Origin of the sequence: Alteromonas sp. MMG017 (genome assembly GCF_018100795.1) — a bacterium.
Classification (GTDB): Bacteria; Pseudomonadota; Gammaproteobacteria; order Enterobacterales; family Alteromonadaceae; genus Alteromonas.
Genome location: NZ_JAGJDY010000012.1, coordinates 102,961 through 128,362, shown reverse-complemented (window position 1 = coordinate 128,362; position 25,402 = coordinate 102,961). Strand labels below are relative to the sequence as shown.

Below are 25,402 nucleotides of genomic sequence, written 5' to 3'. Positions count from 1 at the left end.
TAAATGGACGACAAAGGGCTTTCTCCTGAGTCAAAAGATAATTCTCTGCATCAAATCAGAGCATTAATACTTGGCCGAGACGAAAAATATGTTCAAGAAATATTAAAACGCGATGCCAAAGAAGTGGTAGGCGGTATTATTTCTGAAGCATTGCATGACAGAGAAAACAAAGATGGCTCGGTTAATAAAGTGCTGGTGCCCTTGGTCGAGAAGTCGCTGCATCGCTCTATTGAAGCAAATAGCGATAAAATCGTAGGTACACTATACCCTCTTGTTGGCACCTTGGTTCGTAAAGCAGTATCGTCATTTTTAGTCGATTTCGTTGAAAGAACCAACGCACTTATCGAAAACAGTCTTAGCCCTAAAAGCGTATCGTGGCGTTTTAAAGCGTGGCAATCTGGTATTAGGTATTCTGATTACGTTGCTTCTCAAGTCTATCAATACCAAGTTCAACAGCTTTTTGTCATTCACCGAGAAACCGGTACGCTGCTACATACTATTTCTTCTGATCCTGAACGCAGCAAAGATGCCGATCTTATTTCTTCAATGCTGGTTGCCATTAATGATTTTGTTGCTGATGCATTTCAGTCGCAAGAGAATGAGGCCGAAAACGAATTAGGTGAAATTAAAACCGGTGATTTCACTCTGCTTATAAAAATAGGTCCGCAGGCCATCTTGGTTGCCGCGGTTGTTGGCAGTGTTCCTCCGGATATTAGAAGCCGACTACAACAAGCACTAGAAGAATTCCATCAGTTTTACCAGGTTCCATTACAAGAGTATCAGGGCGACAGTGCGCCTTTTGCGGGTTGCGAAACCTTGTTGAACGACTGTTTAATTAGCGCAAAGAAAGATGAAGCAAAGGGTAAGAAAAAAAGGCTGTTCGGTGGTGTTGTTATCGCCATCGTACTACTGCTTTTAGCTTATCTTGCATTTTTACGAATAGATTTATCGATACTACAAAGCACGATAAGAGATTTACCTCCTCCAGCTGGTATTGTGCTTACTGATACCGCCGTAAAAGATGGTAAGGTGCAAGTGCGCTTGCTGCGCGATCCTCATATGCAATCATCTATTACATGGTTAGAAAGCCAAGACATTAACACCAACAAAGTGATTATTCTCGAAGAACCCTTTGTGTCGCTACAGAAAAATGTCGTTATCGATAAAGTTTTATCCTTAGTAGCAACAACGAACAACGAACTGACAGCCATTTATGATGAAAATGATGCATTGTTTCTGAGCGGCGAGATGACGATTGATGCATTACGCACATTCACAAGGGAACTTCGTGCAATACCCGGTATTTCTCAGTTGAAACCTGACCTGTCTGGTATTGATATTGTCGATGGGGTGCGTGCTAATACAGAAGAACTTAACACTGCGGTTATAAACGACCTTGTCGCGAGAATTTCTTCAACACATTTAGCGTTTGCAATTGCACAAGAGAACCTAGATTCTGAGCAATTGGAAGTACTAGAACGATTAGGCCAAGAGTTGCAGCAGTTGCAGGTACTTGCGAAGCAGCTTAATCTGTCAGTTGCAGTCTTTATTTTGGGCGCAAGTGATAATTCAGGTAGTTCTACACGCAATCTTGCCTTAAGCAAATTAAGAGCTAACAACGTGAAAGAAGCGCTGATACCCATGAAGGTTGACCCTAGCATTCTTTTTCCAATAGGGCTTGGCCAGTTATCTTTAAGTGAGGGTTCAATGGGACGAACTGTATTTATAAATGTTTTGCTATCTGAGTCGAAAACATCAGAGGTAAATACACAGTGATTCAAAAAAAGGTATGCATCTTAGGCCCTACCGGTGTTGGGAAGACGAGCTTGGTTAAACAGTTTGTCGAAAGTATTTTCTCTGAAAAATATAAAACGACAATCGGTGTAAAAATAGATAAAAAACAAGTCAATAAAGAGGGCCGCGGCGTTCAGTTATTGCTGTGGGACCTAGAAGGTATCGACAGATACTGTGGGTTCAACCCTCGCTACTTGCGTGGTGCTAGTGCATATATCATTGTCGTTGATCAGACTCGTTCTCAATCACTTTTAGAAGGTATTGAAATACTCGAGATGGCAAAGGAGCATTACCCAGATATTCCGGCTTTTTTCGTGGTCAATAAAACCGACCTGCCTTCAAGCTGGCACTGGAGTGAAGAAGAACTTGATTCCTATGCAAAAAAGTTTGAATCACTAACAAAAACCAGTGCAAAGACCGGAGAGAATGTCGAAAACCTCTTTAGTACAATTGCGTTTTGGTAGGAGCTACGTATGGATATACACCTTCTTAATGCGCTAGGAATAACAGACTGCGTTATCTTTAAAAGCACAACGAGCCTTCAATGCCTCACGCCTGATGTTTCGTGGCTACATAAGATTGCCACCCTAGATGATGATAACAAGGTTAATCCAGACAATTTCTCCTCCATTTTTCTAGACGACTTTATGACAGATGCCAATGATATTTGGCAAAACGACACCGTTTTCACGCTATCCTCAGGGTTTTGGACTGAAGAGACAGAGAATGAATCGATCCATCTAGAAGCGCTTGCTATTAATAGTGGCAAAGGCGAACACTTCTTAGTTATAAAGAATGTAGAAACCCAATACGAAGAAAAACAAAAAACACTACAAGCTGCCAGAGAGCTCCTTTTAAGCCATCACGAAATTGTTGGTCAGCATGAATACATCCGTCAACGTCTAGATAAAACACTGCTTAAAAACAAAAATTACGAAAAGCTGGTTCCCCCCATAAAACAAGCTATCCACCACTTAGAAACTGGGGTGGTTATTTTAGATAAAGACCGTGAAACGGTGTTAGATAATAAGTCCGCTAGGCAACTCCTTTCTTGCAGCCGTTCCAATGACAGTGCCAATAGGCTTGAACATTTACTTGAAGACGTGAGCGTGCCAGACACTTTCCTCCCAACGCTCATCGAAAAGCGTTCAGCATGGCAAGGTGAGCTCTATTGGCAACCCACGCAAAATTATGAAGTATGGTTACAGGTCACCATTCATCCTGTTATTCACGATAATGAACTCACCCATTGGGTATATCTTCTTACCGATATCAGTCACATTCGAAATAAAGAAGAAAGCGTACTCTCTGCTACGGGCATGGACTCGTTGACTAAAATTGCCAACCGTAATTTTTTCAATAGCTATGTTCAGAAGTTGGTTCAAGAAGACGTTAAATTTGCTCTATTTATTATAGATATACGAGAGTTTAAGAAGATTAACGAAAAACTTGGTTACCATTCAGGTGATGAAATACTCAAGTCTTTTGCATCAAGATTGCAAGGTTTTGTTGGCAATAGTGGGTTTATCGCCAGAATAGGGAGCAACGAGTTTTCCATTGTAAAACGCACCGATACTTTCAGTGGCGTTAACTCATTAGATTATGCGCAGGATATGAAGAAGAAGCTGGTGACTACCTATACCTCGCTTCATGGCGCTGAATCGAACCTTGGGATCAACATTGGCATTGCGAGTTATCCCCAACACGGGGATCAAGGGAATATATTATTGCGTCATGCGGATATCGCCCTCCAGATTGCGAAGTTTCAAGGTAAAAACGTTATTCTTGAATACAGTGAAATGCTGCAACGCCAGCATCAGAGTATGTCTGAGTTGGAAAGCAAACTTCGCACCGCCATTGAAAACAATCAATTAGCGCTTTTCTTACAACCTATCGTTGATTTGGAAACCGGTAAAATTGTTAAGTGCGAAGCATTAGCGCGCTGGAAAACAGAAGACGGAAGCTACATTCCACCGGATGTTTTTATTCCGATAGCTGAACGTACTGAACTGATATTCCCATTTGGTGAATGGTTAGTAGAAGAAGCGTGTAATGCTATTGATAAGCTTACTGAAGCTAATTTAGACATTCGCCTAGCGATTAATATCTCTGGCCGACAGGTCACCGACCTTGTGCTGCTTCACCAAATACAGTCATCATTGAAGCGCCGCGCTATTGACCCAAGGCATTTATCGATAGAGCTCACCGAGAGTGTGTTTATTGACAGTTTGGATACAGTGTCTGTGCTGCTGAACGAACTTAGAGCTATGGGTATTACCATATCAATTGATGATTTTGGAACCGGTTTCAGCTCTTTGGTTTACCTTAAAAAGCTTCCTATTGATGAACTAAAGATAGACCGTTCTTTTGTGAGCGATTTAGAAGCGAACACCGACGATCAAGCTATTATTCAAGCTATTTTAGGCTTGGCCAAAAATTTAAATATTAGCATTATTGCAGAGGGTGTTGAGACGCAAGATCAACAAGCATTTTTGGTAGATAACGCATGTACTTATGCCCAGGGTTACTACTTTGACAAACCAATGTCGATTGGGGACTTCGTAGAAAAGCTGCGCTAGAAAACTGCATTAGAGAGCTGCGATATAACGCTTAGCCACGCAGCTAACTAACGCACTTATACGGGACGCTGGCGCTTAAATTAGGCCTAAATGCCCAGCGTGAAATTCTAAGTGATCTTCAATAAACGACGCTATAAAGAAGTAACTATGATCGTAGCCTTCATGCATATTCAGCGTTAATTGCGTATCTGTTTGCTGAGCCGCTTGCACGAGCGCTAGTGGTTTTAATTGTTCTGACAAAAACTCATCACTATTACCCTGCTCAACTAATAATGGAATGGTATGATTTTTACTCGCAATAATCTTTGCAGCATCGTATTCATCCCATGCTGATTTATCATCACCTAAATACTGGCCCAATGCTTTTTGACCCCATGGACAATCAGAAGGGTTCGCCACTGGGCTAAACGCAGAAACAGAGACATAACGATTCGGATTACGTAAACCAGCGACAAGCGCGCCATGACCGCCCATTGAATGACCGCTAATTGCACGCTCTTTTGTCACAGGGAAGTGTTCCTCTACAACGCTAGGCAGCTCTTCAGTGACATAGCTATACATCTGATAGTGCTCTTTCCATGGTGCTTGTGTTGCATCAACATAAAAACCAGCACCTAGCCCAAAATCATAAGCACCGTTTTCGTCATCAGGAACACCTTCACCCCGAGGGCTTGTATCTGGCGCAACAATTGCCATTCCAAGCTCTGCGGCTAACTTCATCGCTCCCGCTTTTTGCATAAAGTTTTGGTCGTTACAGGTAAGCCCTGACAGCCAATATAAAACCGGCACTGGCTTTTCAGCGGAGGCAAACGGTGGTAGATAGATTGCAAATGTCATACTGCATTTGGTGCTCTTTGCATCGTGACTGTAGCGTAAATGCCTACCGCCAAACGCTCGATTTTCACTAATAAGCTCCATAATGGCTCCTGTACACTAATAAATTTAGAAAAATAACCACTTTGCTGTAGCAAACAGTAAAGGGTCTATCGGATTTTAAATCAAGTTCGTTTACACTAAGTGCCTAATTTTTGAGGTAAGTACGATGATAAGAAGCCTAATGCATCATCTGGTTGGCACCATTTCAGTAATTTTTTATTTTTTAAATACGGTTTTATGGGCAACGCCCATCATTATTTTGTCTTTTTTCAAACTTATTCCGCTTGCGCCATGGAGACGATTTATATCGTACATTTTGGACGCTTGCGCAACCGCATGGATTACGATTAATAATCTTAATCAGCGAGTAAGTAGTAGAACAAAATGGGACGTGACCGGCCTTGATCAACTTACCCGCGATGACTGGTACTTAGTGATTGCCAACCATCAATCTTGGGTCGACATCTTAGTTTTACAACGCGTATTCAACCGAAAAATCCCATTTCTAAAGTTTTTCCTTAAAAAAGAGCTGATTTACGTACCTATTTTAGGCCTAGCCTGGTGGGCTCTCGATTTTCCCTTTATGCGTCGATACTCAAAATCTTTCTTAGCAAAGAACCCGCATTTAAAAGGGAAGGATATGGAAACTACCCGTAAAGCATGTGAAAAGTTTCAAACCAAGCCGGTAAGTATCATGAATTTTGTGGAAGGCACTCGTTTTACCCAAGAAAAACATGATCGACAGAACTCTCCGTTTAGCCACCTGCTTAAGCCTAAAGCCGGCGGCGTGGCCTTTGTACTTTCTGCTATGGGCTCACAATTACACAAGCTAATTGACGTAACGATTGATTACCCTGGTGGCGTTCCCTCATTTTGGGATTTCGTCAGCGGCAAAGTACGTGAAATTCGTGTGAGTATTAAAGTCACTCCCATTAAGGATATTACCGAAAATGGCTACTTTAATGATAATTACTTTGACGACCCGAAAGTTAGAAGCCAATTTCAGCGTTGGTTAAATAGCCGCTGGCAAGATAAAAACGACCAATTAGAATCGATTAACGCAACTCAGAAGCCACTATGATCCGTACCTTGTTTTCCCCTGTAACTTTCGTGATTCACACCGCGCTTCAAATAGCTAACTTGGCGCTGTGGGGAGGACTGATCATCTTGTTCGGCGTGGTTAAACTAATACTCCCATCAGGTAAAATTACCGAGGCGTGGAATAGCGTGATGCACGCTTGCTTGTTTAGTTTCGGCCGCGTTAGTGTATTACTCATTCGCCTGTTTAATAGTGTAAACATTGAGTGTGCAGTGCATGGTGAATTATCAAAAGACAGATGGTATTTAATTATCGCCAACCATCTTAGCTACCTTGATATTGTGTTGCTTATTGAATTTGCTACTCACCGCATACCAGCACCTAAATTCTTCCTTAAAAAGGAATTAATTTGGCTTCCTTTTGTAGGGTTAGGGGCTTGGGCGTTAGATATGCCGTTTATGCACAGATACACTAAGGCCTATTTGGAAAAGTACCCCGAGAAAAAAGGCAAAGATTTAGAAACGACAAGAGCATCTTGTGAAAAGTTTCGTACGGTGCCCACCACTGTTATTAACTTTGTTGAAGGCACGCGATTTACCACTCAAAAACATCATCAAAAGCGAAGTCCTTATGAAACCTTACTGCCGCCTAAAGCGGGTGGCGTGTCTTTTACTTTGGCAGCTATGGGTGAGTTGTTTACTAATGTGCTCGATATTTCATTGTTGTACCCAGAGAATAAGCGCCACCCGATGATGGCTATGCTAAGTGGCACCATGACCAAAATCATAATCGATGTTAATGTGATGCCAGTGCCTGCACTTCAGCAACACTCCACATTGAGTGAACCTGAGTTTCGCACCACTTTTCAAGGTTGGCTTAATGCCATGTGGAAAAATAAAGATAGCCGTATTAAACGTCTTTTGGAGTCGTAATTGTGGAAGTAAGTTCGACTGTACGCGATAACTTCATGCATTTAGTGAAGGATTTTTTTCCATCACTTACCATGCACGACCCGCTATACAATGCGCTAGCGTTGGGCACCATTTTAACGATAGCAATTGTTATTTATGTCTTTGCAAGATTGATTGTTCGCCCTGAAATAGCAAGGTGGGTATCAAAAACTACTAACATTTGGGATAACGCATTACAGGAGCACGGCTTCTTCCGCCGTCTTATGCATTTATTCCCTGCCCTGTTTATATTCCTTGCTACCCCAGTGCTTATTGAAGAAGCCTCTGTGTTGTATGGCTTATTAATAAAAAGTGCTTTGTTGTACATGCTGTACAGTGGGCTGCTGGGTATTTATGCCATTTTAAGTACGGTGGAAGATGTTTACAACGCGTCTGCGTTATCTAAACGTGCGCCTATCACGGGTTTTATTCAAGTCACTAAGCTTGGCTTTGCCATTCTTACCATACTGTTTAGCATCTCGTTAATTGTTGATAAAAGCCCGCTTCTGCTGGTATCAGGGCTAACTGCCATTGCCGCGGTGCTGCTATTAATTTTCCGCGATACCATATTAGGCTTTGTGGCAGGTATTCAAATTGCTGCTAACCGCATGTTTAATACTGGTGATTGGATCACCATGCAGAAATACGAAGTAGACGGTGAAATTAAAGAGATAGGTTTAACCAACGTAAAAGTACAAAATTGGGATAAAACCATTTCAACGCTGCCAACCTATAATTTGACTACCGAGGCAGTTAAAAACTGGCGAGGCATGCAAGAATCTGGTGGCCGCAGAATAAAGCGCTCTGTGTATATCGATGTTCATTCTATAAAATTATGTGACAACGAAATGCTAGAACGTTTCTCTAAAATTCGTTATATCAGCGAGTATATCGAGAAGAAGACTAATGAACTGCGTGCTTACCACAGAGACTATTCTATTGATGAGTCTGATTTATTGAATAGCCGCAAATTAACTAACATAGGTACATTCAGAGCGTATTTAGAGTCTTATTTGCGAAAACACCCCAGTGTGAACCAAGAAATGACCTTGATGGTACGCCAGCTTCCCCCGAATGAGATTGGACTGCCACTAGAGCTATATTGTTTTAGTATTGAAAAAGATTGGGTGAAGTACGAAAAGGTTCAAGCGGATATATTTGACCATGTGATGGCCATGCTATCATTGTTTGACCTAATTGCTTATCAGCGTGACGGTCACTTAGGTTACTTATCCAGTGCTATGGACATAAGCCAGAGTGAACAAGACTAGCGCTTGCGCGTGTAGCAACGAAATTTAAACGCTAGACATAAAAAAACCGGCCTAAGCCGGTTTTTTTATGGAAATCATTTCTTAAGCCAATGCATAACCCATTAGCAAGCAAACCACTAACCCAGACACACCAAAGAAACCATACTCGATTTTTTCTTGCATGCCTTTTGCGCCAGTTTCAGCTGTCATGAAACCCATTACGATGCTGCTAAGCCCCAGAGTGAAGGCAATTAGCGCAACACCAAATACAATTGCGTTAATCCAATCAGTCATTCTCTAAACCCTTTAATTTTTCTGGCGTTATTATGCATGAAATCAATCTAGATGAACATGCCTCAAAAAGCATTAAATACGAGTAATGCGCTCTTTTTCTTACCTCTTTGATCTTAGTCAAAAATGCCAAATAGTTAAGCTAATTACTAATTTTTGGTAAATAGCGAATCCCACAGCTTACCCACAAAACCTTAAGTCATTGAAATGATGATAATTTATTAAAATGGCACTGAGGTTGCAACACTGAGGTTACAACTGGGGTTGTTATAACAGGTTATAAAAACCGCGTGAGCTCATCACGCTAGACAGTCTTCCAGACAGCATCATGGTTAATAGGATTTCAAAAAATGAAAATCAAACAATTTCTTCCACTCGCCTTAGTAACTACTTCTTTACTTAGCGTGCCAGCGTTTGCTTTTGAGACTAGCTGCGACATCGAATTGGATGGCCACCTTAAATACCACCAGGGCCTCATTACTGTCGACATGCAAAATGGTTCTACCATGTCGATTGATGACACTTACCATTTAGTCATTAACGGCGAAAGTGTTACGCTGAACAACGAGCAACAACAATGGGTAAATACCTATTACGACCGTATCGATACTGCCATCCCCATGACCCTTAATATCGCAAGTGAAGGGTTAGAGATTGCGAGTGTTGCCGTTTCTGAAGTATTCGGTGAACTGCTTGGCGGCGATAATGAGCTTACTGAAGACTTCGATACCATGTTCACTTCGCTTAACGAAAAGTTAGCAACGTCTTTTTACGACGACAACGGCAATATCAAAGTGGATACGACTAAATTTGACGAACCAGGCTTTTTCGACGAAAGCTGGGAAGACGAATTTGAAGCGCAGTTCGAGTCGCTAGTTAGTGAATCAATTGGCCGCATTCTGATTGCTGTTGGTACGCAAATGCTATGGAACGGTGGCGACATGGAAGAGTTCGAGGCAAAAATGGAACGCTTTGGTGAATCTATTGAACACCGTGTTGAAACTCAAGCCGCAGCACTTGAAGAAAAAGGCGATGCCCTGTGTGAGGTATTGCAAGAAGCTAATTATGCAGAAAACAAGATGCAAGCCAGCATTCCTGGGTTAGGAGGCTTAGACTTAATCGATATGCGCAGTGGCGAAATGAAAATGTAAGTGTGTTTTTATTGGTGTAGTGACTCCCCCTCCACTGCATTCCAATTACGTTTAATAGCCTTACAACGCTAGCTTTCCAGCTAGCGTTTTTGTTTTTTAACTTATGTCATTGTAATCGCTTTTCACCCTTATCAATTATGGGCCCTCGCTTTGGCCCCCTGAATCAATCCGTTTTGCGCCTTACCGCGTATTTTTGATACTTTACTTTCACGCCCCATTTTCATCTAAGAAGACGTTATGAATAATAAGCTCGTTATATGCGGTTACGGTTGGCTTGGTCGCTACCTAGGCGAAGCCATGTCAGCTACCCACTCCATTATTGCCACCACGCGAAGCGAAGAAAAGGCGCAGCAAATTAGCAATACACACATTCAAGGTTTGGTATTTAGTCTGGGGAACGACACCTCCGCGCTGTGTAATGAACTTAGCGACGCAACACTGGTGCTAAACATTCCACCTGGTCGTCGTAATACCCAGTTAGATGGTTTTACCAATAGCATGCTTGCCCTTATTGATAAGGCAGTGGCGGCCAACGTAGCCCGTATAATCTTTATCAGCACCACCTCGGTATACGGCGACATTAGGAATGAAGAGTTAAATGAGCACGCCAGCACCCAGCCTGAGACCGCATCGGCAAAAGCCCATGTCGCGATAGAACAGCACCTATTAGATTTAAAAACGAATGCCAAGGCAGACGTTAAGATAGTTCGCCTTGCGGGGTTAACAGGGCCAGATCGTCACCCTGTGAAGTCGTTAAGTGGCAGAAGCCTGAATGCAGGCAATAAAAGAATTAACTTAGTGCATATTCATGATGTGGTTGCCGCGTTAAAGACACTTATTTTTTCCGCGAGTAGCAAGGCTGACAGCACAAACTTATATCACTTATGTAGCTTACAGCACCCGAAAAGAGGCGAATACTATACCCAAGCTGCAAACAAAAAAGGGATACCTGCACCCACGTTTAGTGAGTCAGAATTACCACCTACGGGCAAAGTGATTGATGCAAAAGCGAGTTGGGATTTACTGGGAATAGTCCCTGACTATGCTAACCCTGATGACATGGTTTAGTCATATTGCACGTTGTGAAAGAAACACTAGTTTTATAAAGAACGTTCAGGCTTACAAAGAAATATGCATGCTTGCAAAGAAGGTGCGGGGGTTATAAATAGATAAGGCGCTCACATTTGAGCGCCTTATTATTGATATACGTTTTACGTCAATTAGCCTAGTTTAACGACTAACTGAGAACAGCTATTAGCCGAGAATAACGACTAGCCAAACAGGCTAACGCCGAAGTATTTAACCGCCACGGTATTGATGAAAATAACCAATAAGATGGCAGGGATAAAGGTCTTAAGCGATACATCAACATACTTTTCAAACCATCCGCCGCGATAGCCTGAACTTCCCTCTTCAAGGGATGCATTGAAGTTTGCACTCTTCCAACGATAGATAACGAAGATACAAATCAAGAAGCCGTTTAATGGCAAAATGGTCTCGTAAAATACGTCAATAATAACGTCGAAAAGCGACTTATCGACACCCGCGTAGCTGGCAAACTGAGTAAGTGCTTCCACTTTGCCAAAAGACAAAGTACACAATATCGCTAGCACAAGCATTACGCTGCCAAGTGATGCTAACGCCCACTTTCTGCTTACGCCCTTCTCGTCCATTAACGCCGCTACTGGCACTTCAAAGATAGACACTAAAGACGTAATTGCGGCAAAGAACACTAATAGGAAGAACAGGCTTGCCACGATAGATGCCCCAACATAGCCAATAGAGCTTTGCAGCGCTAAAAATATGTTAGGTAAATAAGTGAAGATCATGCTCACCGATGACTCACTAAGTTCATCAGGGTTAATATCAGGGTTGAATGAGAATATCGCCGGTAGAATCATCAAGCCGGCCGTGAAGGCCACTGCGGTATCGGTTATGGCTACTAACTTTGCCGACGTAGGTACATCTGCTCTTTTGTCGATATAACTGCCGTAGGTAATCAATATCCCCATACCTAGCGATAGGGAGAAAAAGGCTTGTGCAAGCGCACCATTAACCACAGTTGCGGTGAGCTTTGAGAAGTCTGGAATAATATAAAACTTCACACCTGCCATCGCGTTTTCGCGAGTAAGCACAAATACGACAAGGCCAATTAGCATGACAAAAAGGGCTGGCATTAGCAGCTTAGCGGCTTTCTCAATACCCTCTTTAACACCACCTTGCAGAATAAGATAAACCACACCGACAACCACAGCCATATAAGCAAAAATAGACGATGAATTGATAAATAGCCCAAAGGTATCTGGGTTAGCTAAGATGTCTAAATTACCGCTGACAGTTTCAAATAGATAACCGAAAATCCACACCGTGATCACCATGTAGAACACGGCAATCATAAATGGCGTAGCAATGGCTAACCAGCCAGCGATTTTCCACTTTCCAGAATTACCACTGATTGCACTGTATGCGCCTAATGGATCTTTTTTGGCATGACGCCCCACTGACATTTCCGCTAACATCACAGGTAAGCAAATAGCGAATACAAAAATGGCGTACATTAACAAGAATGCACCACCGCCATTTTTTGCTGCGCCCACAGGAAAACCAACAAGGTTACCAATACCTACTGCCGATCCTGCCGCTGCTAGAATAAAACCTATGCGCGATCCGAACTGTTCTCTGGCCCCGCTCATATCCCTTCCTCTTGTTGAGTTTATTTTTATGTTTTCTGGGATGGCGATAACTTATGATTATTTCATCGTGCTAATGGCGTCGACTACGTCGTATTGCTCGCCTTTTTTAAGCGAGTCAAAACACTGCACCATTCCCTGAAATGCATGGTAACAGCAGTGTAATAAAAAGTCTTGATATTGGGCTTACAGAAAGCGGCAATTGGCGTATCACCAAGTTACCACTTTACCGTCCCAGTCAATGAAGTGGCAGCTTTCGTTGCCGTTTAGATGGCGAGATTCACTCAATTTTGACAAATGAGTAAGCAGTTGATTAGCCGTAAATTCAGGCGTAAACAGCTTTTTTGCTTTTACGTTTTTCTGAAACGGTGCTGATAACCCTGTATCGACAGTGCCTGGGTGATAGCACATTAAGAGTGGCTCTTTTAAACGCCGTGTGTACTCTACCGCGGCTGTTTTTACCAACATATTAAGCGCGGCTTTTGAAGCTCGATATCCATACCAGCCCCCGAGTTTGTTATCAGAAATACTGCCCACCCGCGCACTAATACAAACAATAGACGGGCTTTCTTTCACCATTACAGACACCAAGTACTTCATCCATAAAGCGGGCATCGTACTATTGACTGCAAAGTAAGTTGCTAGCGCTTCTTCACTAATATCTTCAAGCCGTTTTTCTGGCCGAAGCCCCAAGGGGTCGTTATGAAGTACGCCGGTAGCGACAATCGCTAACTTCACTCGTGTACCTTGAGCTTTAAGGTGTTTAACAAACGCCGCTATACTGGCTTCATTGTGTTCAGGCAAGCTAATTGCCATCACATTATCTGGCCACGTAGGGTCTTTATAACCACTGCGGCTAAGCGCTATAACCTTTTTAGGGTTCTCGCCTTCACCGGCGTCAGCGCTTGCCAATAATTGAACCAGAGCCTTACCTATCCCGCCCGACGCCCCAATGACAAGAGACACCGTACTAGCGTTTTGCTCAGCAGTATTTTGCTCGGCTTTGGGATTATCAGTCATTGTCGCCACCTGTGCCTTTTGTGCTTTCGATACTCGCATTATTTTTCGCCCCAGCTGTGCTTTTAGTATGCGCAGCATTTGCATCACTGGGTGATTCTTGTTGAACGTCGCCAGGCACACATCGGTCACAGGTACGTTTTTTACCGGTCAGTAAATACGAAATGGTATAGCGATGCTTAGCGAATTTGAGGTAACACCAATCGGCAACAATTCGAATAACAGGCCAGCGCAAAGGGGCATATAGCCACCCCACACCCACGGCTTTCCACGCTTGGTGGGTTACATCTAGCCCAGTAATAAGCGTGCCATCGGGTAATAACCCGTGAATTCTGGCATTCAGCGCATGCCAATCTAACTCAGGGTATTGAGCGGCAAACTCTGGTGTTTGAATATCTACAAGGGTTAATGCGCCGTCTTTATCCCGTTTTCGTAAATGGCGCATTTCTGTTTTACACAAGGGGCAGTAGCCATCGTAAAAAATTATCAATGTAGTCACCTCTGACTTGGCGGTAGCTTTCTATGTTTTTGTACTTTCTATGTTTTAAGCTGTTCGTATTTTGGGCTTTTTATTTATTATGCTTTTATACGCTAAAAAAATGCACTTGGATGACTTGAGTTTACCCGCGCTCACACCCACACTGATGTCATAAGTTTTTTCTGAGGTAACACAATGGCAAATTTACAAGTAGCCACCCTAGCAGGCGGGTGTTTTTGGTGTATAGAGTCAGCATTTAATACGGTTGAAGGTGTTGAAAAGGCAGTATCTGGCTATGCAGGCGGCGAAGATGCCTCACCAACCTATGAATCGGTTTGTGGTGGCGGTACTGGTCACGCTGAAGTGGTTCAAGTGACTTATGATGCAGATAACATCAGTTATCGAGAAATATTAGAGATATTCTTTGCGCTACACGATCCTACTCAATTGAACCGTCAAGGCAATGATGTGGGCACCCAATATCGCAGTGCGGTTTTCTATCACAACGATGCGCAAAAAGACGCTGCCGAAGCTATTATTGCAGAGATTACGTCTGAGGAGATTTGGCCTAATCCGGTTGTCACCGAAGTTGTGCCCATTGATAACTACCATCAGGCTGAAGACTACCATCAGGATTACTTTAAAAATAATCCACAAAACCAATACTGTTCAATGGTAGTTGCACCTAAACTAGCGAAGTTTAAAAAGACATTTGCTTCACGTTTACGCACGCAGGCATAAGCAGCCACAATAGAATTAGCTTGGCTTACTCGCGTTGAACGGCCAAACAAAAATGCGGTTACAGATTAAAATCTGTAACCGCATTTTTTATTTCTATTGATAGCCCGTGCATTGAAGCACAGCGCTATTGCAACTCAGTATTTTTGGAGTTTTTTGCTACTGAAGCTTAGTGCTACTGACGCATAGCACTACTGAAACCATGCGTCATTTAAAGGTACTGAGAACAATAAAGGTGCCATGGCTTCGTAACGTGGTGTCTCTGCGTCACATTTGATGTTCTTCAAGTAGTTTACTTTCCACGGATCGTTTATTAGCCACAAGGTATCTTCTACTACTACCAGTCCTTCAATTGAGGCGTTATCCATTACATATTCGCCACACTCATTATCCGCACTCACATTAAACTGCATAGAGATACGTTTTGTTTCAACCTTACCAGCAACATCAATAACCCAGACCTCGTTATCGTTTCGGGCCGCGGCCAGTAAAAAGTTATTACCGCCCTCAGCATTATAAAGAGCTAAGCCATTAATAGGGTGGCTACCCGCATCAAAAATAGGAACCGATAAATCAGATTCATCTACCACAGCGAAGTCCGCACTTTGCCAAAAATCATCGGTTATGTTTAGCGAGAAAATACGCGGCTGCCCCGCTTTGTCTTTCTCAAGACCTAAGTACAAGGTGCCATCTTCTGCCATGGCCATGCCCTCAATACCGTCGTTGGGAAAGTTACCCACTTCAAATTCGGTAGGAAATTGCAAAGGACGAACATGGGTCATGGTGACGCTATCTTTCTCATCCCGCTCTAATCGAACCAACAAGGTGGGATAATCGGTTGAGCCCGTGTTTTGATATTTCTTTTCGCAGCGGGTAGAGAGAGTCCCCGTGCGGGTGGCATCTTCAGTTACGGTATAAATCACATTCGGGTTACTTGGGTCGCTTGCTAGCGCTTCTAAATCTGGTGCATTGGTTAAATAGTCACTAAAACAACTTCGGCGCACTCTTGTGGCAAGTTTAAATGCATTACTTGAGTTAGTCAGTGTTGCCGTATCTTTATTAAGAAAATGCAGTTTTCTTTGCTGCTCGAACGCGGCACTCCCATCTGCAATGGTGACTAGCTGGCCATCAATTTCAATGAGTCCTGAGGTTTGAGGGTCTTGCATTACATCGCTAGTATCAGTGGATATCCAACGCCCAACAGAGGTTAAAACCGAGCTAGTTGTGGCGCTAGCTGCGTCTTCGCTAAATGCGGCATCTTTGTTCTCGCTACAGCCTGCCATAACACTACTTAACGCTACGACAATACACGCGGCAACCGGCCAATTTTTCAACATGGTATTCACTTCCTTCAACATTAAGATGCCCATTTAGCGCACGCCTGGCATAAACCGTAAGCGCTAACTTATTATCAACAAACCGCTATCAGTAAACTGCTGGCAACAAATCAGCCCGCAAACGGGATCAGGGCCTATAATTCTACTGCCGGTCAAATTTACGATATCACCATTTACGATATCACCATTTGCGATACCGTCATTTACGATACCGCCTGCAGTTTTAGCCGTTGGGCAAAGGCAAATTTATGGGCGCAAACCGTCACGAGTTAAGCCCGTTAGGATAAAAAATGTAAGCGAGTATATCTACCATACCGTTTAAAGCCAAAAAAGAGTAAGGTACATTTTTCTTCTTATTGCTTTTGGTAGGAGCATATTATTTCTAAGCAGTATATTCCTGCGGTGATTGCAGGCCCAATGGTTAGGCGAGTCACACAAAGTGCGTGTCATATCTGGCTAGTAACCTCTGAGGCTAAAGCGCCAACGTTTGCACTTACTCAACATGAGTCGCAGCTTAACGCAGAGGTGACAAGCACTTGCGTGCAAGTAGGTAAGCACGCATTCATTCACTTATTGTCTGCCACTGTAGATGAAAGCTTTACTGCCAATATACCTATCTACTACCAACTCACCTTTGCAGCGACTGAATGCCAAGAAAAGTGGCAACAAGAGCAAGTAGACTTACTTTATACCAATCAAACTGCTTTGAGCTTTTGCTGGACCAACAAGCCGGAAACCATACTGCATGGCTCATGTCGAAAGCCTCATTTTGATGGTGACGACGCCCTCGCCCAAGTCGATAACTTGATCGATAGTGCCATTGCTTCAAACAGCGCTCGCCCTGATGTGCTTATGATGACAGGAGATCAAGTTTACACCGATGATGTCGCCGGCCCTACCCTGCAAGCCATTCACCAAACTATCGCCTTACTTGGGCTTTTCGAAGAGCCTCTTGATGGCGCGGTATTAGATAACTCAGCAGAGTTGCCTACTCACCCCCATGGCTTTTATGAACGCGAGCAGTTACTGCCACAAACAGAAACAAACACCGCCCTTTCATCACTCTTTTTTGGTGCCAAAAGAAAGCCCATTTTCACTTCGGTTAATGCGCAAAATCACTTAATAAGCTGCGCCGAAGTGATGGCCATGTATTTCTTGGTGTGGTCGCCTGTCCTGTGGCGAAACGTGACGTTTCATATCAATGATATAGCCGCACAACACAAAGACACCTTTGAAGAAGAACAAAGTGCCATTGAAGGGTTTGTAAGTAAGTTGCCAAACGTTCGACGGGCACTGGCGCATATTCCTGTTTATATGATTTTTGACGATCATGATGTCACCGATGACTGGAATCTTACACGAGGTTGGGAACAAGAAGTTTACGGAAATCCTTTCTCTAAACGTATGATTGGTAACGCCCTTATCGGCTATTTACTTTGCCAAGGATGGGGTAATGCGCCGCAAAAGTGCGCGACGTTAATAGCTAAAGCCGGTGAAGCCTTTACCGACAGTGGCATGGTGAAACAAGATGAACTCATCGACCACTTGTTAGACTTTGAACATTGGAATTACCGCTTAGACACTACGCCACCTATTGAAGTGTTAGATACCCGAACCCGTCGCTGGCGCTCTGAATCGAGTATGAAAAAACCCTCTGGCTTGATGGACTGGGAAGCCTTGTGCGACTTTCAGCACAATATTATTGGAAAGGATGCCGTAATAGTGGTGTCGGCTGCCCCTATTTATGGGGTGAAGTTTATAGAAGCTATTCAAAAGACTTTCACCTTTTTTGGCAAGGCACTTACTGTGGACGCCGAGAACTGGATGGCGCACAAGGGCACTGCGAATGTCATGTTGAACATTTTTCGACATTACAAAACACCCCCTGAATTTATAATCTTATCTGGTGATGTTCACTACTCGTTTGTATACGATGTACGATTACGCTTTCGTCGCAATAGCCCTCACATTACCCAGTTTACTTGTAGCGGATTAAAGAACGCCTTTCCCGATGGCTTAATTCGCTGGTTAGATAGGCTCAACCGCGTTTTCTACGGGCCAAAATCTGTGCTTAACGTGTTCACACGCCGCAGAAATATGTCGGTCACCGCCAGAGAACCTTCATCAGGATACGGTGAGCTTTATAATGGCTGCGCCATCGGTATATTACAAATTTCACAAAATAGTACAGTTGTTGGCTGCAAAGCTTTGTTGAGCAACGGTAAAGAGGTAGAATTCCCGCCCTTAAAAGATGATTAGTTTGTACGAAAGAGGTTTTCATGAGTGATAATGCGCTGTCGATTGGCTTGTTCTACGGTTCAACAACCTGTTATACGGAAATGGCAGCGGAAAAAATTCAGGCACAATTGAACAGCTTATTCGACGAAGACATTGTAGATGTTCACAACATTAAAGATGTGAGTTTGGCTAGAACCGCCGACTACGACGTTATTATCTTTGGTATTTCTACCTGGGACTTTGGTGAACTGCAAGAAGACTGGGAATCTCACTGGGAAGAAGCCCACCAGCTTAATTTGGAAGGTAAAACCGTGGCTTTGTATGGCATGGGCGACCAACTTGGTTATGCTGATTGGTTTCAAGACGCCTTGGGCATGCTGCACGACGCTATCGCCCCATCCAACTGCACTATCATTGGTTATTGGCCCAACGAGGGCTATGAGTTCACCGCATCTAAAGCATTGACCGAAGACAAGTCACAGTTTTTAGGGCTTTCGTTAGACGACGAAAACCAATACGACAAATCAGATGAGCGTATTGCTGCATGGTGTGAACAACTGCTTATATCGTTAGCGGGTTAGCTGTGACCCAAGGGCGCATACATCAAGACTTCTATCGTAATGGCCCTAGCCATAGAGATGGTGCCGATGTCACTTTTCAAGATATTCGCAAACTGTTTAACTTTTCGAGTATCACCATTGGAAAATGGGTAACGGCTGATGAACAGCAAATAGCGGCGAATCTATTCTTCGACGCCTTGTATGATCTGGCCACCATTTTAAATGTTAACGAACAAGTGCTGTCTTTAAACGGCACATTGTCGTTGGCTTTTGGCAGTGGCGGTCAAAAAGGCGCTAGTGCCCACTATAATAGTGCACGAAGACAACTCGCATTAGCCAAGAATGCCGGCGCAGGGGCATTAGCCCATGAGTGGTTTCATGCGTTTGATCATTATATCGCGCCCAAAATGTTTGCCGATGTAGGTGTAGGCAGTTTTGCCTCGCAAGCTTGGTTAGATAATGCGCAACTTAACCCCCACCCACTTAATGAAAAACTGAGTAAATGCTTCTCTTCGTTGTTTTTAGACAACAATAATCGGCCTAACGATTATTTTGTACGATCTGTAGAGGCGGATCGCGCATTAAAAATCTATTATTACGCAATGCCACAAGAAATGGCCGCCAGAGCCTTTGAGGCCTGCATTCAAGACCATTTGATCAAAAACGCTTTCTTGGTTCAAGGCACAAAAAGATCAACAGAGGCTAGACTTGGCATTTATCCTCATGGTAATTTGCGTATAGCGCTCAATGAGTCGTTGATGTTGTATTTTTACCAATTAGGCGTCGCCATTTCCCACAAACAATCTTAAGTTTGTTGTTTTACGATGGAAACTGAGCAATTTTTCAGCAACAAGTGTTAACGAGCACGCTGTTTTGTACAAAACCCTGTTTATTTTTGTTACAGGCAGTATACTAATGCGCTCGAACGTAACAGAAAAAAGAAGACGAGATGAAAAGAAAAAAGCATACCTCGGCCGAAGACGAGGCTCAGATTGATATGACCCCCATGTTGGACATCGTGTTCATCATGTTGATTTTCTTCATCGTAACGACCTCGTTCGTGAAAGAAAAAGGGTTAGATACTAACCGCCCAGAAGACAATCAGGCTAAAAATGATCAGCCTTCTAAAGCATTGTCTATCCGTATAGATGCCGACGGCACTATTATGATGGGTGGCCGTGAAGTTGATATCCGCCGTGTTGTAGCAAATACACAAACATTTTTAGCGGAAAACAACACTGACTCAGCAGCTATTCAAGCTGATGAAGATACTGAACACGGTACAGTGGTAGAAGTAATGAACCAGGTTAAAGTAGCTGGTATCGCTAAAGTTTCGGTACTGGTTAAGAAAGGCTAGTTCTTTCGAAAGTTTAAAAAAGCCGCCTCAAGGGCGGCTTTTTCGTATCTATACCTATACGAAAGTATCTCTTGTGGTGATGCGCACATTTTGTTCTGATCGTACCATTCGGTGTGCCTGGAAATCCATGTTGAAAATTGATTCCAGTTGCTGATTTCACTGGAGCAAAATATGTCAACGATACGTAAACACACAATTTCAACGAAACTCGCCAGTTCCCTTGGCGCGCTAACCTTGGCACTTAGTGCACAAGGTATTGGTCATGCCGCTCAAATTACCTTGAGCGAAGCATTCGACTACAATGCATTCATCTTCGAAGACTATACCGGTTACTACTCCGATGTAGAGGGTAGCCTTGCTGTTGGCGGTAGCCTAGTCGTGAACGACTTTGATGTAGGCCTACAACTTTCCCCAGATTTAACCACAAGTTCATTGTTTGTGGGTGGCGATATCGTCTACACAAACGGAAAAATTCGTAACGGCCAAACCACCGTTAGCGGCAATATTGTGGCTAACAATGTTGAGTTTGAAGGCGCCGTTAATGCAGCTGACAACGCCACTATTACCGAAAGTACCGTTTTAAGCGGCGATGTTAATGTGGGGGGGGTTTTTACCTCAACTAATGCACAAATCAGTGACGGCGATATTAATGCGGGCAGTGTACAGCTAACTAATACTAGCGTAGAAAATGGTGATATTAGTGCAGTTGACAGTGTTGCTCTCGTTAGCTCTGAAGTTACCAATGGCGGCATTGCTGCTGGCGGCACGGTTGTCCTAGATATGAACTCTACAGCCAGTGACGGCATCATTGCAGACACTGTCACATCTTCGGCGATAGATAATATCGACTTTGACGCTATAGAATCTGAAATCAAAGCACAGTCGTTAGAATTCGCTGACATGACAGCAAACGGCAGTACCACCTTTTATTGCCAAGGTGATACAAGCTGTGCAGATAGCAGTGACGTAGATGGTATCGTGTTCTCTGGTGACGACAGTATCAATATTTACGACATCGATGCCGATTGGTTATCTGTGGCGAACAAGAGTATTACTTACGACTTCTCAACCACTAGCTACAACATCATCAACGTAACGGGTGATGCGGTCGATTTGTTTAATACCGGCTTTTTCAACACTGCGTTTGCTGGGCAATATCAAGATAACGACCAAAATGCAGATTATCGTCACGACGGCACCTACACCAATAATATTCTATTTAACTTTGTAGATGCCACCAGCGTGACTATTCAGTCAATTGGGGTAAAGGGAAGTATATTAGCGCCTTATGCCGATATTGCTTTTTACAACGGCCATATTGATGGGAATCTCATCGCGAGTAGCGTGTTTACCCCAGAAGTTTACCTAACCAATGATAATGCCGTTGAATATTTAGCGCCCACTGGGCAAGTCAATAATTATAGTTTCGGCGTAACGCAGGTATCTGCGCCGGGCTCAATACTTCTTATGCTTCCTGCATTCGCGGTAGTGTTTATTCGTAATAAACTAAAGCGCAAAGCCTGATAACCGCGGTGACGAGCGCATTAGCTCGTCACTGGTTACGCCTTCGCCTTTTCCTGGTCGCCAACGTATTTGTATCCCTGCCTCAAAGGCCTGATATTCCACCGCAAAGGCTTTACCTATGTACCCCGCTACTATCCATTCATCAGATAATCTATATTGGCCTTCAAACATCATATTACCGCTTAAGCCCGTGCTACGACTATAAGGCAGGTTTAAGCTTGATAGCGAATTGCTCGTATCATTAACCGTTAATAGAGGAAACCTAGGATCGCTAGGCTCTGCTAATCTAGACAGCCCTAGTGAGGTACTCAATTTAAATTGCCAACGGTGCGCTTCCATCGTCAGCAGTTCAGAATACCCGCCAATACTTAGCATATAATTTGGGCTGAAATACCCACCATGCCCGTAAGTAAAACCGCTTAGATTTTCATCGTACCCTAAATAACTGAAAAAAGGCCCTACGCGCCAGTAATCCAACGTAGTCGATATTTGTGGCGCAAGGTTATAGTTCACATCCGTACGAAGGGATAAATATTTATTATCGGCAACCCCATCGCCACTTAAACTTGCCCACGTTAATGTCCCCGCAACCGACCACTGTGGTTTGAAGCTGTGTGCAGCTAGCACCGAAATGCCGTCTGCAATAACATAACCCCACCGTTCGTTTTGTTCGCTATTAAAGGTACCGGCCTGACTTAATAGACTATCGGTTTTAGGTAAATGAAATAGCGTTGTCGCCAACGTGACTTCAGGTAAAAACCACGTTGCAGAAAGTTGCCCTGTTAGCTCTGCGTCCACAGGCTGGTCAAATAATTCATACTCTAGGTTAGCGTAAAAATTGAAAGCAGTTTGTTGATACGTGATTTCTGCCCGCAGCCCTTTATCTTCAAAACCAGCAATGCCCGCAAAGTCATCTGAAGCTTGCCCATCGGCAAACCAACTGTTCGTTACAGGCTTACCGCTATACAACTGTTGATAATCGAGTGCTACCTGCCATTGCCAACTGTCTACCATACCGCCAACACCAATATAACTCGTGAACACATCAAAATTACCCAGTCCCTCATCACCACTTCGAGACCGAGTAGTTAAGCCTGCAACCACAGTATGTGCATCTTTAGTTTGCGCTGTTGTCGCTCTAGCATCTTCAAGATTATACGATAAGATAAATTGCTTTCTTGGCCATGCACTCGCCGCGTTTTGTTGCTGCAAAATATGTGCAACCGAAGGGTATTTTTCAGCTAATGCAGCACGCCCCTCGGCATTTTCTAACCGTACAAGCGCATTGGCGATATCGATGTTACTCGCCTCACCTGCAGTACGTTGTGATGCAAGAGTAGCGGAAAAAGCATCTCTGGCAATTTGAGCATTTTCATCGGTAAGACTCGTGCTTGCTTGTGACGCACTCCAGCCCAACAGCGCTTGTTCATCAGGGCTTAAACGCCGAATATCTCGCAATGCTAATCCTGTATCTACACTGCGCTGGAATTGCCCGTTGTTGTAATATTCGGCCTGCTCGGAAGCTAAAAAATCAGCGCAGCGAGTGAGGAATTTTTGCGAGCTTGCTTGTTCACACGCATAAGCCCCCGCCTTTGCATTCTCCCCCTGCCCCCGCAGACTCAGCCACACGCCTTCATGATTATCTAACAGTACAAATAACACATAAGCCCCTTGATAGCGTTCGGCGTCATAACGCTTCCAGGCTTCGCCCAGTAGCGTTTCACTCACCTGCTGGCCATTGGCACCCAACAACATCGACTTGAGTTGCGCCGTGCTTTCTCTGGTAATGCTGTCTTTTATGTTTACGTTGCTAGCGCTGTTGCCAAGAGCACTTTGAATACGCGCATTCACAATGGCACGCTTGCCATCAACCACGCCTTTTTTCTGCACTACAGTTTCATGTAAGGCTTCAGCACGCTCAAAATGATGCTGAGCATCGCTTAGCAAGCCTTTGTCTAGGGCAGTCCACCCCAATAACATGTGATAATCGTAACGGGCTAGGTTGTTAGCTAACGTTGATAACTGCGTAAGCTCACCTGCGCTAATGAGTGCACGCTGCGCGGAGGTTTTTTGTGCAAATTTTTGCAGTGGTACGTCTTTCGCCACCTTGTTTTTCGATGGCGTTTTTGAGGACCCCGGATTCGAAGCAGCCTGATTTGTAACAACATCAGAGGGCTTGGAAGGGTTGTTCAATTGATACAATGCCGTTTCAATGTCGCTAGGTACTATCCATTGCGGAAACGCGCTTTTAAGTCGGCCTAATTCTTGGTTTGCTAGTTGTGTCTGTTTTTGATTAATGTGATACCACAACCCCGTAACATCAGGTTTGCCATATTGCGTTACTTGTCCTTGTCTATCTTGTTGCTCTTTATACGTAGTTGAGACTTGAGCGCTGACTTGGGCGCCGCCTAACATCGTGCCTACCATACTGGCCGACAACATGGCTAAAAAAAGTTTTGATGGGCGCTTTTCGCAATAAAGTAGTGAAGGCATTAAGACTTGGCATCCATAACAGCAATCATAGAAAGCAAGGTTAAACTCGCTGAATAATAATCCATATTTCTGTCAATCGATGGAAGTGACAGTGGGCTATCATCAATAATATGTTTTACCGCAGACTCAACCGCTTTCATCCCTGGTGTCATCGAATATTCAGCCGTGTCGTTTGTGATTAAATTGACCGTAGCCGGTGTGCTTTCTATATCCCACCAGCGTTTAAAATCAGAATAAAATGCCGCATCATCAATACCTGCCCACGCAAGGTGAAGGGGTATACGACAGGCATTAAAACCGTATTCCTGAGAAACCGTATTGGTTAAAGACAACTCACCTTCGTTCACTCTTAACCAGTCGGGCGGCAGTTTGTGTTCAGAAAAGCGCGCTTTGTAAATAAACGCAGTACCACTACTGTGTAATGCTTTCCAGCGAAGCGGCTTAGACGAAACCTCTGCAATCGCGTCAATGGCAGGAAACACCCAATAAGACAAATTGACTTGCATGCCCTCATCACTATTCTTATCACTGTTAAAACCGAATTCTCCCGGCAACAGCACTAGGTACTCTTCGGTTTCAATAAACAGCTTTTCTTCTATTGCCGTTATGATGGCTTGAGCATCACGCCGATAGCTTTTGTCTCCCCACTTATCAGCTGCACGCAATAGTGCCCAAGCAATAAGTATGTCGCCATCTGAGGCGTTGTTAGGGTCGTCTATACATTGCTTATTTTTACTTTCACAGGGGCGGTAGCGCCAATGAAATAGCTTATCGTTTCGCTGAAGTACAGTGTGAGTCCACGTCCATATACCATCAAACGCTGCTCTATCGCTTGCAGCAACGGCGAACAACAAACCATAACCTTGCCCCTCACTATGAGATACATCGCCATTACCTGTATCGATGACACGACCATTGTCGATGAATAAGGCTTTATAAGCTTGAAATGCTTCTTGTATTTCACGCTCTTTAGGGTTGCTACATGACACCAAAATACCTAGCAGCCCAAACAGGCCGACGAGTCGAATGAACCGCATGCC

The 25,402-nt window shown here is 43.7% G+C and carries 21 protein-coding genes and 1 pseudogene; 14 read left to right on the top strand and 8 right to left on the bottom strand.

Going from position 1 to position 25,402, the window contains the following annotated elements; translation table 11 throughout:
• Positions 1 to 3: 3 nt before the first annotated feature.
• From J8L84_RS17490 to J8L84_RS17480, 3 genes are read left to right on the top strand one after another with little or no spacing between them, the layout of a single operon-like run.
• Positions 4 to 1,776 (top strand): OmpA family protein, encoded by a 1,773-nt coding sequence (locus J8L84_RS17490; protein ID WP_211071818.1) that lies wholly within the window; start codon positions 4 to 6, stop codon positions 1,774 to 1,776.
• Positions 1,773 to 2,258 (top strand): Rab family GTPase, encoded by a 486-nt coding sequence (locus J8L84_RS17485; RefSeq protein ID WP_211071817.1) that lies wholly within the window; start codon positions 1,773 to 1,775, stop codon positions 2,256 to 2,258. Before J8L84_RS17490 ends, J8L84_RS17485 begins: the two co-directional genes overlap by 4 nt.
• A 9-nt stretch (positions 2,259 to 2,267) precedes the next feature.
• Positions 2,268 to 4,373, top strand: a complete 2,106-nt coding sequence (locus tag J8L84_RS17480) for an EAL domain-containing protein (protein ID WP_211071816.1) — start codon at positions 2,268 to 2,270, stop codon at positions 4,371 to 4,373.
• A 75-nt stretch (positions 4,374 to 4,448) separates the two neighbouring features.
• Here the strand turns inward: J8L84_RS17480 and fghA are convergent, their stop codons facing one another.
• Positions 4,449 to 5,291, bottom strand: a complete 843-nt coding sequence (fghA, locus tag J8L84_RS17475; protein ID WP_211071815.1) for an S-formylglutathione hydrolase — start codon at positions 5,289 to 5,291, stop codon at positions 4,449 to 4,451.
• A 124-nt stretch (positions 5,292 to 5,415) separates the two neighbouring features.
• Here fghA and J8L84_RS17470 point away from each other — a divergent pair, with 124 nt between their 5' ends.
• The 3 genes from J8L84_RS17470 to J8L84_RS17460 are packed head-to-tail and all read left to right on the top strand — an operon-like array spanning position 5,416 to position 8,509.
• The gene (locus J8L84_RS17470; RefSeq protein ID WP_211071814.1) at positions 5,416 to 6,330 is read left to right on the top strand and encodes an acyltransferase; all 915 of its coding nucleotides are present in this window, start codon (positions 5,416 to 5,418) and stop codon (positions 6,328 to 6,330) included.
• The gene (locus J8L84_RS17465) at positions 6,327 to 7,220 is read left to right on the top strand and encodes an acyltransferase (RefSeq protein ID WP_211071813.1); all 894 of its coding nucleotides are present in this window, start codon (positions 6,327 to 6,329) and stop codon (positions 7,218 to 7,220) included. The genes J8L84_RS17470 and J8L84_RS17465 overlap by 4 nt, the downstream gene beginning before the upstream one ends.
• A 2-nt stretch (positions 7,221 to 7,222) precedes the next feature.
• Complete coding sequence (locus J8L84_RS17460; protein ID WP_211071812.1) at positions 7,223 to 8,509, top strand: mechanosensitive ion channel domain-containing protein; 1,287 nt, start codon at positions 7,223 to 7,225, stop codon at positions 8,507 to 8,509.
• An 81-nt stretch (positions 8,510 to 8,590) separates the two neighbouring features.
• Here J8L84_RS17460 and J8L84_RS17455 read toward each other — a convergent pair whose 3' ends face one another.
• Positions 8,591 to 8,782 carry a hypothetical protein gene (locus J8L84_RS17455; RefSeq protein WP_013782633.1) on the bottom strand — a complete coding sequence of 64 codons (192 nt, stop codon included), beginning with the start codon at positions 8,780 to 8,782 and terminating at the stop codon, positions 8,591 to 8,593.
• A gap of 347 nt (positions 8,783 to 9,129) precedes the next feature.
• On the opposite strand from J8L84_RS17455, the gene J8L84_RS17450 reads away from it, so the two are divergent.
• Positions 9,130 to 9,930 (top strand): DUF2884 family protein, encoded by an 801-nt coding sequence (locus J8L84_RS17450; RefSeq protein WP_211071811.1) that lies wholly within the window; start codon positions 9,130 to 9,132, stop codon positions 9,928 to 9,930.
• Between the two features lie 237 nt (positions 9,931 to 10,167).
• The gene (locus tag J8L84_RS17445; RefSeq protein ID WP_211071810.1) at positions 10,168 to 10,998 is read left to right on the top strand and encodes an NAD-dependent epimerase/dehydratase family protein; all 831 of its coding nucleotides are present in this window, start codon (positions 10,168 to 10,170) and stop codon (positions 10,996 to 10,998) included.
• Between the two features lie 203 nt (positions 10,999 to 11,201).
• On the opposite strand, the gene J8L84_RS17440 is transcribed toward J8L84_RS17445, so the two are convergent.
• From J8L84_RS17440 to J8L84_RS17430, 3 genes and pseudogenes are all read right to left on the bottom strand, one after another.
• Complete coding sequence (locus J8L84_RS17440; protein WP_211071809.1) at positions 11,202 to 12,623, bottom strand: sodium-dependent transporter; 1,422 nt, start codon at positions 12,621 to 12,623, stop codon at positions 11,202 to 11,204.
• A 207-nt stretch (positions 12,624 to 12,830) separates the two neighbouring features.
• A complete protein-coding gene (locus J8L84_RS17435; protein WP_211071808.1) occupies positions 12,831 to 13,640 on the bottom strand; it encodes an SDR family NAD(P)-dependent oxidoreductase in 810 nt (269 codons plus the stop codon).
• Between the two features lie 94 nt (positions 13,641 to 13,734).
• Positions 13,735 to 14,127: pseudogene (locus tag J8L84_RS17430) on the bottom strand (DUF393 domain-containing protein); the annotation flags it as partial.
• A 183-nt stretch (positions 14,128 to 14,310) separates the two neighbouring features.
• Between J8L84_RS17430 and msrA the strand changes: the two are divergent.
• Positions 14,311 to 14,856 (top strand): peptide-methionine (S)-S-oxide reductase MsrA, encoded by a 546-nt coding sequence (gene msrA / locus J8L84_RS17425; protein WP_211071806.1) that lies wholly within the window; start codon positions 14,311 to 14,313, stop codon positions 14,854 to 14,856.
• Between the two features lie 188 nt (positions 14,857 to 15,044).
• On the opposite strand, the gene J8L84_RS17420 is transcribed toward msrA, so the two are convergent.
• On the bottom strand, positions 15,045 to 16,190 hold the full coding sequence (locus J8L84_RS17420; RefSeq protein WP_211071805.1) for a hypothetical protein: 1,146 nt from the start codon (positions 16,188 to 16,190) through the stop codon (positions 15,045 to 15,047).
• Between the two features lie 417 nt (positions 16,191 to 16,607).
• Here J8L84_RS17420 and J8L84_RS17415 point away from each other — a divergent pair, with 417 nt between their 5' ends.
• The 5 genes from J8L84_RS17415 to J8L84_RS17395 all read left to right on the top strand — a co-directional run bounded on the left by J8L84_RS17415 (position 16,608) and on the right by J8L84_RS17395 (position 21,869).
• Positions 16,608 to 18,449, top strand: a complete 1,842-nt coding sequence (locus tag J8L84_RS17415; RefSeq protein WP_247670854.1) for an alkaline phosphatase family protein — start codon at positions 16,608 to 16,610, stop codon at positions 18,447 to 18,449.
• A 20-nt stretch (positions 18,450 to 18,469) separates the two neighbouring features.
• Positions 18,470 to 19,009 (top strand): flavodoxin FldB, encoded by a 540-nt coding sequence (gene fldB, locus J8L84_RS17410; protein WP_057789361.1) that lies wholly within the window; start codon positions 18,470 to 18,472, stop codon positions 19,007 to 19,009.
• Positions 19,010 to 19,011: 2 nt separating this feature from the next.
• Positions 19,012 to 19,797: a CLCA_X family protein gene (locus J8L84_RS17405; RefSeq protein ID WP_211071804.1), complete on the top strand. Its 786-nt coding sequence runs from the start codon at positions 19,012 to 19,014 to the stop codon at positions 19,795 to 19,797.
• A gap of 140 nt (positions 19,798 to 19,937) precedes the next feature.
• On the top strand, positions 19,938 to 20,345 hold the full coding sequence (locus tag J8L84_RS17400) for a biopolymer transporter ExbD (protein WP_211071803.1): 408 nt from the start codon (positions 19,938 to 19,940) through the stop codon (positions 20,343 to 20,345).
• A gap of 171 nt (positions 20,346 to 20,516) precedes the next feature.
• On the top strand, positions 20,517 to 21,869 hold the full coding sequence (locus tag J8L84_RS17395; RefSeq protein ID WP_211071802.1) for a choice-of-anchor A family protein: 1,353 nt from the start codon (positions 20,517 to 20,519) through the stop codon (positions 21,867 to 21,869).
• Here the strand turns inward: J8L84_RS17395 and J8L84_RS17390 are convergent.
• Positions 21,852 to 24,362, bottom strand: a complete 2,511-nt coding sequence (locus J8L84_RS17390; protein ID WP_211071801.1) for a cellulose synthase subunit BcsC-related outer membrane protein — start codon at positions 24,360 to 24,362, stop codon at positions 21,852 to 21,854. The genes J8L84_RS17395 and J8L84_RS17390 overlap by 18 nt on opposite strands.
• A complete protein-coding gene (locus tag J8L84_RS17385; protein WP_247670853.1) occupies positions 24,362 to 25,399 on the bottom strand; it encodes a glycosyl hydrolase family 8 in 1,038 nt (345 codons plus the stop codon). Before J8L84_RS17385 ends, J8L84_RS17390 begins: the two co-directional genes overlap by 1 nt.
• Positions 25,400 to 25,402 lie beyond the last annotated feature (3 nt).

What these genes read in the sequence shown, in the direction of transcription:
- J8L84_RS17450 (WP_211071811.1), top strand. Translation starts at nt 9,130, where the DNA reads ATGAAAATCAAACAATTTCTTCCACTCGCCTTAGTAACTACTTCTTTA.
- msrA (WP_211071806.1), top strand. Translation starts at nt 14,311, where the DNA reads ATGGCAAATTTACAAGTAGCCACCCTAGCAGGCGGGTGTTTTTGGTGT.
- J8L84_RS17480 (WP_211071816.1), top strand. Translation starts at nt 2,268, where the DNA reads ATGGATATACACCTTCTTAATGCGCTAGGAATAACAGACTGCGTTATC.
- J8L84_RS17455 (WP_013782633.1), bottom strand. Translation starts at nt 8,782, where the DNA reads ATGACTGATTGGATTAACGCAATTGTATTTGGTGTTGCGCTAATTGCC.
- J8L84_RS17395 (WP_211071802.1), top strand. Translation starts at nt 20,517, where the DNA reads ATGTCAACGATACGTAAACACACAATTTCAACGAAACTCGCCAGTTCC.
- fghA (WP_211071815.1), bottom strand. Translation starts at nt 5,291, where the DNA reads ATGGAGCTTATTAGTGAAAATCGAGCGTTTGGCGGTAGGCATTTACGC.
- J8L84_RS17490 (WP_211071818.1), top strand. Translation starts at nt 4, where the DNA reads ATGGACGACAAAGGGCTTTCTCCTGAGTCAAAAGATAATTCTCTGCAT.
- J8L84_RS17385 (WP_247670853.1), bottom strand. Translation starts at nt 25,399, where the DNA reads ATGCGGTTCATTCGACTCGTCGGCCTGTTTGGGCTGCTAGGTATTTTG.
- J8L84_RS17470 (WP_211071814.1), top strand. Translation starts at nt 5,416, where the DNA reads ATGATAAGAAGCCTAATGCATCATCTGGTTGGCACCATTTCAGTAATT.
- J8L84_RS17435 (WP_211071808.1), bottom strand. Translation starts at nt 13,640, where the DNA reads ATGACTGATAATCCCAAAGCCGAGCAAAATACTGCTGAGCAAAACGCT.
- fldB (WP_057789361.1), top strand. Translation starts at nt 18,470, where the DNA reads ATGAGTGATAATGCGCTGTCGATTGGCTTGTTCTACGGTTCAACAACC.
- J8L84_RS17465 (WP_211071813.1), top strand. Translation starts at nt 6,327, where the DNA reads ATGATCCGTACCTTGTTTTCCCCTGTAACTTTCGTGATTCACACCGCG.
- J8L84_RS17420 (WP_211071805.1), bottom strand. Translation starts at nt 16,190, where the DNA reads ATGTTGAAAAATTGGCCGGTTGCCGCGTGTATTGTCGTAGCGTTAAGT.
- J8L84_RS17415 (WP_247670854.1), top strand. Translation starts at nt 16,608, where the DNA reads ATGGTTAGGCGAGTCACACAAAGTGCGTGTCATATCTGGCTAGTAACC.
- J8L84_RS17445 (WP_211071810.1), top strand. Translation starts at nt 10,168, where the DNA reads ATGAATAATAAGCTCGTTATATGCGGTTACGGTTGGCTTGGTCGCTAC.
- J8L84_RS17440 (WP_211071809.1), bottom strand. Translation starts at nt 12,623, where the DNA reads ATGAGCGGGGCCAGAGAACAGTTCGGATCGCGCATAGGTTTTATTCTA.
- J8L84_RS17400 (WP_211071803.1), top strand. Translation starts at nt 19,938, where the DNA reads ATGAAAAGAAAAAAGCATACCTCGGCCGAAGACGAGGCTCAGATTGAT.
- J8L84_RS17390 (WP_211071801.1), bottom strand. Translation starts at nt 24,362, where the DNA reads ATGCCTTCACTACTTTATTGCGAAAAGCGCCCATCAAAACTTTTTTTA.